This window comes from Bacillus sp. JKS001846 (assembly GCF_900176455.1).
In the GTDB taxonomy this organism is placed as follows: Bacteria; Bacillota; Bacilli; order Bacillales; family Bacillaceae_G; genus Bacillus_A; species Bacillus_A cereus.
This window is the reverse complement of record NZ_FWYG01000001.1, coordinates 5,001-15,000: the sequence shown is the minus strand read 5'-3', so window position 1 is coordinate 15,000 and position 10,000 is coordinate 5,001. Positions and strand designations below refer to the sequence as shown.

Sequence of the window (10,000 nt, the reverse complement as noted above, 5' to 3'; positions counted from 1 at the left end):
ACGCTGTTCATCAATAAAGTTTCCGTGTTTCGTTTTGTTCAGTTTTGAGAGAACTATCTCTCAAATATAAATGTATGTTCTTTGAAAACTAGATAACAGTGTAGCTCATATTTTTTAATTTTTAGTTTGGTTAAGTTAGAAAGGGCGCACGGTGGATGCCTTGACACTAGGAGTCGATGAAGGACGGGACTAACGCCGATATGCTTCGGGGAGCTGTAAGTAAGCTTTGATCCGAAGATTTCCGAATGGGGAAACCCACCATACGTAATGGTATGGTATCCTTATCTGAATACATAGGGTAAGGAAGACAGACCCAGGGAACTGAAACATCTAAGTACCTGGAGGAAGAGAAAGCAAATGCGATTTCCTGAGTAGCGGCGAGCGAAACGGAACATAGCCCAAACCAAGAGGCTTGCCTCTTGGGGTTGTAGGACATTCTATACGGAGTTACAAAGGAACGAGGTAGACGAAGCGACCTGGAAAGGTCCGTCGTAGAGGGTAACAACCCCGTAGTCGAAACTTCGTTCTCTCTTGAATGTATCCTGAGTACGGCGGAACACGTGAAATTCCGTCGGAATCTGGGAGGACCATCTCCCAAGGCTAAATACTCCCTAGTGATCGATAGTGAACCAGTACCGTGAGGGAAAGGTGAAAAGCACCCCGGAAGGGGAGTGAAAGAGATCCTGAAACCGTGTGCCTACAAATAGTCAGAGCCCGTTAACGGGTGATGGCGTGCCTTTTGTAGAATGAACCGGCGAGTTACGATCCCGTGCGAGGTTAAGCTGAAGAGGCGGAGCCGCAGCGAAAGCGAGTCTGAATAGGGCGTTTAGTACGTGGTCGTAGACCCGAAACCAGGTGATCTACCCATGTCCAGGGTGAAGTTCAGGTAACACTGAATGGAGGCCCGAACCCACGCACGTTGAAAAGTGCGGGGATGAGGTGTGGGTAGCGGAGAAATTCCAATCGAACCTGGAGATAGCTGGTTCTCCCCGAAATAGCTTTAGGGCTAGCCTTAAGTGTAAGAGTCTTGGAGGTAGAGCACTGATTGGACTAGGGGTCCTCATCGGATTACCGAATTCAGTCAAACTCCGAATGCCAATGACTTATCCTTAGGAGTCAGACTGCGAGTGATAAGATCCGTAGTCAAAAGGGAAACAGCCCAGACCGCCAGCTAAGGTCCCAAAGTGTGTATTAAGTGGAAAAGGATGTGGAGTTGCTTAGACAACTAGGATGTTGGCTTAGAAGCAGCCACCATTTAAAGAGTGCGTAATAGCTCACTAGTCGAGTGACTCTGCGCCGAAAATGTACCGGGGCTAAATACACCACCGAAGCTGCGGATTGATACCAATGGTATCAGTGGTAGGGGAGCGTTCTAAGGACAGTGAAGTCAGACCGTAAGGACTGGTGGAGTGCTTAGAAGTGAGAATGCCGGTATGAGTAGCGAAAGACGGGTGAGAATCCCGTCCACCGAATGCCTAAGGTTTCCTGAGGAAGGCTCGTCCGCTCAGGGTTAGTCAGGACCTAAGCCGAGGCCGACAGGCGTAGGCGATGGACAACAGGTTGATATTCCTGTACCACCTCTTTATCGTTTGAGCAATGGAGGGACGCAGAAGGATAGAAGAAGCGTGCGATTGGTTGTGCACGTCCAAGCAGTTAGGCTGATAAGTAGGCAAATCCGCTTATCGTAAAGGCTGAGCTGTGATGGGGAAGCTCCTTATGGAGCGAAGTCTTTGATTCCCCGCTGCCAAGAAAAGCTTCTAGCGAGATAAAAGGTGCCTGTACCGCAAACCGACACAGGTAGGCGAGGAGAGAATCCTAAGGTGTGCGAGAGAACTCTGGTTAAGGAACTCGGCAAAATGACCCCGTAACTTCGGGAGAAGGGGTGCTTTCTTAACGGAAAGCCGCAGTGAATAGGCCCAAGCGACTGTTTAGCAAAAACACAGCTCTCTGCGAAGCCGTAAGGCGAAGTATAGGGGGTGACACCTGCCCGGTGCTGGAAGGTTAAGGAGAGGGGTTAGCGTAAGCGAAGCTCTGAACTGAAGCCCCAGTAAACGGCGGCCGTAACTATAACGGTCCTAAGGTAGCGAAATTCCTTGTCGGGTAAGTTCCGACCCGCACGAAAGGTGTAACGATTTGGGCACTGTCTCAACCAGAGACTCGGTGAAATTATAGTACCTGTGAAGATGCAGGTTACCCGCGACAGGACGGAAAGACCCCGTGGAGCTTTACTGTAGCCTGATATTGAATTTTGGTACAGTTTGTACAGGATAGGCGGGAGCCATTGAAACCGGAGCGCTAGCTTCGGTGGAGGCGCTGGTGGGATACCGCCCTGACTGTATTGAAATTCTAACCTACGGGTCTTATCGACCCGGGAGACAGTGTCAGGTGGGCAGTTTGACTGGGGCGGTCGCCTCCTAAAGTGTAACGGAGGCGCCCAAAGGTTCCCTCAGAATGGTTGGAAATCATTCGTAGAGTGCAAAGGCATAAGGGAGCTTGACTGCGAGACCTACAAGTCGAGCAGGGACGAAAGTCGGGCTTAGTGATCCGGTGGTTCCGCATGGAAGGGCCATCGCTCAACGGATAAAAGCTACCCCGGGGATAACAGGCTTATCTCCCCCAAGAGTCCACATCGACGGGGAGGTTTGGCACCTCGATGTCGGCTCATCGCATCCTGGGGCTGTAGTCGGTCCCAAGGGTTGGGCTGTTCGCCCATTAAAGCGGTACGCGAGCTGGGTTCAGAACGTCGTGAGACAGTTCGGTCCCTATCCGTCGTGGGCGTAGGAAATTTGAGAGGAGCTGTCCTTAGTACGAGAGGACCGGGATGGACGCACCGCTGGTGTACCAGTTGTTCTGCCAAGGGCATAGCTGGGTAGCTATGTGCGGAAGGGATAAGTGCTGAAAGCATCTAAGCATGAAGCCCCCCTCAAGATGAGATTTCCCATAGCGTAAGCTAGTAAGATCCCTGAAAGATGATCAGGTTGATAGGTTCGAGGTGGAAGCATGGTGACATGTGGAGCTGACGAATACTAATAGATCGAGGACTTAACCATATAATATGTAGCAAATGTTATCTAGTTTTGAAGGAATATGCCTTCAATAGTTTGGTGATGATGGCAGAGAGGTCACACCCGTTCCCATACCGAACACGGAAGTTAAGCTCTCTAGCGCCGATGGTAGTTGGGACCTTGTCCCTGTGAGAGTAGGACGTCGCCAAGCAACTTTAAGACGAGTCAGAATGACTCGTCTTTTTTGTATGCTTTCATACCTCTATCAATTGCATTTTTAACCCCTTCTAAATAAGAAAATCCATATTTTTTATCTGGCTCTAAGTAAGTTCCTTCCGCCCACTCGTTCCATGCGTTAATAAATAAAAACTCGCTGTTATAAAAAGAGTAAGTCCGATGAATTTGCTTGCTTAAATATATGGTGAACTTTTCAGGGGTAGAACCTACAAAGATGCTGCTATTCGCGTTTTTACGTCGTGCAGTATTATCCCAATCAACAAAAGCACCAGGAAATGTTTTTTTCTTTGGGAGCGATCGTTGTAATATATACATCCATACTTTATCGTAGTCCCAAACATTTAATTGCATATCAGAATCATATATTACCTTATTTATGTCTGAAGAGCTATCATGGGCAATTGTATAGAAAGGTTCAAACTGAATGCTAGCATCGAATCCATTTATATTAGGTAGTGGAAAACTGTTTAATGTTTCAGCAAAGTATATACCTTTTAAACCATTTTCTCGCGCTAATGCATTCCAGTAATTAAGCATTTTTTCACAATCAGGAATATGTCCTGGACGATAAATAATGAATAGAGGTTTATCATCTATATAAATATATCTCTCATCTTGGAAAGCCTGTAATAAATAATCAAAGTGTTCCTTCCAATCAGATATATCTCCGTAGTCTTGAGGCATTAATATATGTTTATCGAGACCATCCCAAGATTTTGTCCATGGTTCATTTGCCCAAGAAAGACAAAAAGGGAAGTCAGGTTCTTTCATCTTTAGTACCTCATTAAAGGGTGTTTCTAATAGTCTTTTTCCCTTAAACCAGTAATGATAATAACAAAAACCATATATACCGTATGCTTTAGCAATTTTTGCTTGCCACTTTCTTACGGAGGGGGTAGTTAAGTCGTAATAAAAATCTTGATAAGGTTCCTTAGGTTGATAATGTCCTGAAAATAAAGGTCGTGCACTTTTAGTATTTGTCCATTCAGTAAATCCTTTCCCCCACCATCGATCATTTTCTTTAATTTGATGGAATTGTGGTAAGTAAAAAGCGATTATTTTCAAGTTATATCCCCCTCGTGTTTTTCGTAGTTCAAGTGTTGGGAAGTTATTCTTGATTTGGTGAAGCAATTTTAAAATAAGAGATATGTTATCTGTTTACTGTTTTTTTTATGGTATGTATTGGATTTTTTAAGCTTACTTAATAAGAGAGTATTAGGTAATTTGATATATATCTGAAATAGAAAGTACTTTTCGTCATGAAATTTATTATGTTGAATGAAAGGAATTAAATTTTTTGAAGGACAAAGAGGGCCTGTGGTAATCGATTTACATCATCAAAAAAGTCTTGTAGCTTTAAATATTTCTCATAATGATTTTCAATATAAGTCCTAGGTATAACGGTTTCTCCGTAAAAACTACTATTTCTAACATCCCCTGCACCAGTAGGACTATGAACAAATTTGCCGTTTTCATAATCCAAGATGGCGCGATGTATATCTGGAAAAGCTTGAGATAAAGTTTTATGCCATCCTGTTTGAATTAATTCAGGATGTTCTTGGAATTGTTGACAAAAATCAAGAAAATAGCGCGCTTGTGTTGTTGCGATGAAGATTCCACCGGGGCGAAGAACTCTTGAAAATTCTTTTACCCAATTTTCGGCAGTTGCTTCGGATAAATGTGAGAATACAGAATAAGCGAATATGATATCTAATGAATTGTCGCTAATAAAATCTACAGGGGGATGTGGGCTTGCTGTTTTATATATCCCTCTTCCTAGTGTTTCATTACAAAGTGTGATCATCGCAGGATCGACATCAATGCCAAGTAAATTTTGATCAGAGGCATCTTTAAATAAGAAGCGTATAATTCTTCCCCATCCGCATCCGAAGTCTAAAACTTTACTTTCTTTATTCAAGGGAACTCCTAAATTTTGGGCGTATTCTTTTATATGGCTATAAAACAAATATGCTTCGTAAAGAGCATGTTCATAGGAAGCACCTACAAATTGTTTTTGAATTTCTTCAGGAGGAAACTTAGGTACGGGAACCCCATTTATCGTTGTTTGTGAACAACTTTGTATAAATAAATTTAGAAGTTCGGCATCAGATACTGAATTAACAAGATGATCAAAATCACTTCCTAACTTAAAGTTATTCATTTGTTAAACCTCCGAATTATATAGTGATTAAACTTTATTTTCTTGCTTTTTACTAATGAAAACATGTAAAAATTCAGCATCTAACCCTAGTGATCTATCCTTTTGTAAAAAAACAATTGTATACATGTTTGCATGTGTATAAATATATTCAATCATATCCTGCCCCCAATCGAACGTTACTAAAGATCCATTCTCATCAATAGGGTTTCCATGATAAATGGGCTCTTCAATATATTCAATCACCTCTTTATTCATTCTTGCTCTTTGCACAGTTTTTGTGAGTGTATGATACCAAGGGACAGTAAATACATGAGCACCGCCAGGTTTTAATACTCGTTCTATTTCTTTAAAGGCTTTGTTTGGCGTCATTACATGCTCAAAAACGTCTTGAGTAATGAATAAATCAAAAGATTCATTTTCAAAAGTCATGTCTTCTAAGTTCTCACATCTAATACCTTGAAAGTATTGGCCAAGAGGATAATTTCTAAAGTATTGAGAATAAGTATAGTTTTTACAGTTTTTTAATAGTAGCTGAGTCGTAATTCCTCCAGGAGAGGATTCGTGAATATTATAGGAATCCCATTTTGGAAAAAACGTATGTAAAGCATGGATTAAAGCTCGCTGCCTTGGTATAGAGTTACATGTAGAACATAAATAATGATCTCTAAGCCAATCATTATGCTCTATAAATGTAGCTTTCTTTTCGCAAATAACGCAGTACCCATTATTGTGTTTCAAATTGATTTCCACACGATATCCCTCCTATGTTAATAAATGCAATCTATGTATGGAAAGTATGATACACGTCAACAATCGGCGAAATTAAAGGAAATGGGTGAAAGTTAGGTATCTCTTAAAATTACGATTAGGAGAAGGGAATAATTAGTTGGAGAGAACTCCCACTCGAATTAAAGTTTCACTTTATGCTATGCGATGTATCAGCTTTTATTCGTGGAAAAATGTATAGACTTAAAATATCCCTTTCGTGTATGGGTACATTTCAAAATCCTGTGCGTATATTTCTGTAACTAAATCCATAGTTTCTTTATCATAAAAGCTTTCGTATGTTGGAAATCGGGGAAAGCCTGGATCTGTAATGCTAAGTTCTGCATAGCTTCCTGCATAAATCATCTTGTGAGCGCGATGATGATCTGAATTTGTAAGAAGTGCTAAAGGGGATTTCATCAAATCGTACATGTGTTCCATCTTGGTGATTTGTGTATTAAAATCTTCTAAAGGAATATAGCATTGAATGAAATTTTCTTCACCAGGGACGTATTGTTGACTAAAATGTATATCTAATGATAGGGAATTGGAACCGAATGCCTGAACGTAATATAAAAATTGTTTAAATGATATTCCTTGATTACTATATTTATCATTATAAAAATAATGACGGATGCTCTCCCATTGTGGGCTAGCATATGGATTGTCAGCAAGTAATAAAAATGAGCTGACAGCTCTTGTATAAGGATTTCGTACAAGTTTACAAACATTTTTTTTAGCCTCTAGAAGACTATTTTGTAATTGTTGAATGTAATTTGTACTGTTTTTATACACCCAGAACTCATAGTAATGAATAAAGTCATTGTATTTCTTTGCTTCAGTAAATAATCCAATTTGAAAAAAGAACCAATTAGCTAATGAGGTGCATCCGCTTCTATGACTCCAAAATAGTATAAGGGGAAAGTCTTTATGGTAATGCGGAATTCGATCTTTATGTAGGATTACATGATTTAAAAGTTCTTGATTTATATTTTTCATGAGTTTAGCGCTCCTTTTTTGAGAACTTTGTGTATGTAGAAGCTTTTTTATGGGGTAAACAAGTGAGGATTGTTTATTAAATATATTCATGGGGATGAGTAAATATTATGAGTGTTTTTGCAGTCAACCTGAATAAGGAAGCTATTCTAAAATGAAAATAGAAAATAAAGATAATGAAAATTTATAACAAACATACAATGATAAGAGGATGAATAATCAAAATGATCCAGTTTATTTGTGTATATTTTTAAGTTTGACGATAGGAAAAATTTATTACTAGAGAGATGATATTATGAGGAAGAATAATTATTTAATAGTAGGTGGAAATAGTTTCATTGGTATCAACCTCGCATTGGGTTTATTGAAACAGGGGCAAAATGTAAAAGTATTTTCCAGACATATAAATAATTTTCCTCAAAATATTATAAGTGAAGTTGAATTTATTAAAGGTGATTTAGAAAATGTTGAGGATATATATAAGGCTTTAGTGAATATAGATACTATTATTTATTTAGCTGCGACGTCTAACGTAGCAACTTCAATTGAAGATGTTTTCGGTGATATTAATAGCAGTCTATTTTTTCTTAATTTCATGGAAAGTGTTAAAGATTTTCGTATTAAAAAAATTATATTGGCTTCTTCGGGAGGCACAGTTTATGGTGAACCTGAATATTTGCCTATTGATGAGAAACATCCATTAAGACCACTTTCCCCGTATGGAATAACAAAAGTTTCGCTGGAGAATTATTTGTATTTTTATAAGAGAAAATATGGAATAGATTATGTTGTATGTAGATATTCTAATCCGTATGGAAAATACCAAAACCCCTTAAAAAAAGTAGGGGCCATAAATTGTTTTTTGTACCAGCATCTCAGTAATGAAAGGATTCATATATATGGGAATCCGGAGGAGATTATTAGAGATTATATTTATATCGATGATTTAGTTGAAATTACTATACAACTAGCACAATTAAATCAATTGAAATCTTGCGTATACAACATAGGGAGTGGCAAAGGTCTTTCTTTAAAACGAATTATAGTGGAATTAGAGAAAATAACAGAAAGAAAAGTGGATTTTATCTGTTATAAACAAAAACAAGAGAACGTTCAAAAAATCATTTTAAATATTGATAAGATAAAACAAGAATTGAATTGGGAACCTAAAATAGATTTTAAACATGGGATTAGATTAAATAAGCTATGGATTGAAGAGTTCTTATGTAGTAAAAAATAATAACCCACGCTCTACTTGTATATAAGCAGAGCGTGGGTTATTATTTTATTTCTTTTTCTATAACCCAAAGGTCTTGATGTTCCCACCAAAATCCTTCAGTATACTTTTTGATAATTGGGTTATGGGGTAATGATTTAATTTTGTCACACACGTAAGAGGGACTAACTATCGTTTGTCCGTATTGATTCACATCTAAATCGAATTGTTCACTAGAGGAGAGAAACCAATAGCCCTTTTCATTTAAATTTGGAAACCCAAAGTATTTTTTGCTTTGATAGCCATGGGTTGTGAAAATGAATAAACCACCAGGTGAAACAGCGTTATACAATGTTTGCAGCCAACGAAACCAAGTTGTATCAGGCATATGAGAGAAAAAGGATAGACAAAAAACGATATCGTACGTAGAGGAGTCCAATTTTAACTGTTCAGGCTCAGGATGAGATAATATAGAAGAAGTATTTAATTTGTTTTCAATAAAGGAAATGGCCTCTTCGTGTATATCGCAAGTGGTTATACTCAAATTCGTTTGTAGATTTAATAAATGACGTGTTACGCAGCCGTATCCGGATGCAAATTCTAACAATTGAATTGGATTGGCTGTAGGAGGATAAAGGGAAGTAATTAAGTTTAAGAGTATTTGTGCTGAGTTTTGCCCATCTTTAAAGTAGTAATCTATCGCTTCTTTTTTTGATGGGAAGACGGGATTAGTGACAATGAACTGAAAGATATGATCCTCAGGATGGATGCTTGCATTTACATTATAGCTGTGTGCGATTTGAGAAATTAAATCTTTATGTTCCTCTATAAAGTCTTTCAAAGAGTATTCCTCCCTTGAGTAATAGTAGCAACTTACAAGAGATATTGATGGCATAGAAAGCACATGTTTAAATTTTCAAGTATGCTTTAAGATACTTTCTATATGTATACATTTTCATTTTAGAAATGCCGTCGATAGTAAATCTTTCTTTAATGAAATTTTGCATTTGCACAACTTCATTGTAATGGGAGTATGAATCTTCTGTTCTCGTTACGCTATTTAAATGTCGTCTATGATAGTTTAAGGGGGCTGGATTGAAGTAAATATCTCCCTCTGTAAGAAGAGAAACATAGAAGAACCAGTCACCAGCTATTTTGAACTTCTCTAACTGTTTTTCTGTTTTCTTCATATCTATATTTTTAAAAACTACACTTGAAACATTAGGTATAGTATTTTTGATAAGTAACGTATCTTGTATTTCTTCGACCCCTTTTCGAAAATAGGGGGCTTTCCATTTTTCTTTATCGATATCATTTGTGTAATTTAAATAATGATTAGCCAATACATTTCCTTGTTCATCTATTTGTTTTGATTGTGTGTAACTTAAGGTAATATTGTTATTTATATAAAACCCCTGTATCACCTCTTGTAAAAATGTCTTATCGCATAAGTCATCGGCCTCTGCGATCCAAATATAATCACCAGTTGCTGCAGAGACTCCTTTTATCCATTGTTTAAATACAGAACCAGAGTTTTTATCATTAATAATCTGTTGAACCTTCAGGTGGGTCTTATTTTCTTTTGAGAGCAGCTTTTTAAAAGTTGATACGCTATGATCA

7 protein-coding genes and 2 rRNA genes (1 of these 9 running past the window's edge) are annotated in these 10,000 nt (G+C 38.3%); 3 read left to right on the top strand and 6 right to left on the bottom strand.

Annotated features, from left to right (window positions below):
* The first annotated feature begins 128 nt into the window (after positions 1–128).
* A 23S ribosomal RNA gene (locus tag B9A45_RS00050) occupies positions 129–3,050 on the top strand.
* 50 nt (positions 3,051–3,100) lie between these two features.
* Positions 3,101–3,216: ribosomal RNA gene (gene rrf / locus B9A45_RS00045) — 5S ribosomal RNA — on the top strand.
* 14 nt (positions 3,217–3,230) lie between these two features.
* Here rrf and B9A45_RS00040 read toward each other — a convergent pair.
* The 4 genes from B9A45_RS00040 to B9A45_RS00025 all read right to left on the bottom strand — a co-directional run bounded on the left by B9A45_RS00040 (position 3,231) and on the right by B9A45_RS00025 (position 7,167).
* Positions 3,231–4,307 carry a glycosyltransferase WbsX family protein gene (locus B9A45_RS00040; RefSeq protein ID WP_084063776.1) on the bottom strand — a complete coding sequence of 359 codons (1,077 nt, stop codon included), beginning with the start codon at positions 4,305–4,307 and terminating at the stop codon, positions 3,231–3,233.
* Between the two features lie 223 nt (positions 4,308–4,530).
* Positions 4,531–5,403 carry a class I SAM-dependent methyltransferase gene (locus B9A45_RS00035; RefSeq protein WP_084063775.1) on the bottom strand — a complete coding sequence of 291 codons (873 nt, stop codon included), beginning with the start codon at positions 5,401–5,403 and terminating at the stop codon, positions 4,531–4,533.
* A gap of 27 nt (positions 5,404–5,430) precedes the next feature.
* Positions 5,431–6,153 (bottom strand): class I SAM-dependent methyltransferase, encoded by a 723-nt coding sequence (locus B9A45_RS00030; RefSeq protein WP_000405117.1) that lies wholly within the window; start codon positions 6,151–6,153, stop codon positions 5,431–5,433.
* A 219-nt stretch (positions 6,154–6,372) separates the two neighbouring features.
* Entirely contained in the window at positions 6,373–7,167 is a 795-nt protein-coding gene (locus B9A45_RS00025) for a sulfotransferase family 2 domain-containing protein (RefSeq protein WP_000790058.1), read from the bottom strand.
* Between the two features lie 292 nt (positions 7,168–7,459).
* Here B9A45_RS00025 and B9A45_RS00020 point away from each other — a divergent pair, with 292 nt between their 5' ends.
* The gene (locus B9A45_RS00020) at positions 7,460–8,404 is read left to right on the top strand and encodes an NAD-dependent epimerase/dehydratase family protein (protein WP_084063774.1); all 945 of its coding nucleotides are present in this window, start codon (positions 7,460–7,462) and stop codon (positions 8,402–8,404) included.
* Positions 8,405–8,444: 40 nt separating this feature from the next.
* Here B9A45_RS00020 and B9A45_RS00015 read toward each other — a convergent pair whose 3' ends face one another.
* Positions 8,445–9,221, bottom strand: coding sequence for a class I SAM-dependent methyltransferase (locus tag B9A45_RS00015; RefSeq protein ID WP_000651237.1), 777 nt, complete (start codon positions 9,219–9,221; stop codon positions 8,445–8,447).
* 67 nt (positions 9,222–9,288) lie between these two features.
* On the bottom strand, positions 9,289–10,000 hold the end of the coding sequence (locus tag B9A45_RS00010; RefSeq protein WP_000558375.1) for a glycosyltransferase. Its footprint extends 1,220 nt past the window's final position; 712 of the gene's 1,932 nt are visible here — the last part of the coding sequence; its start codon lies off the right edge, out of view; it ends in the stop codon at positions 9,289–9,291.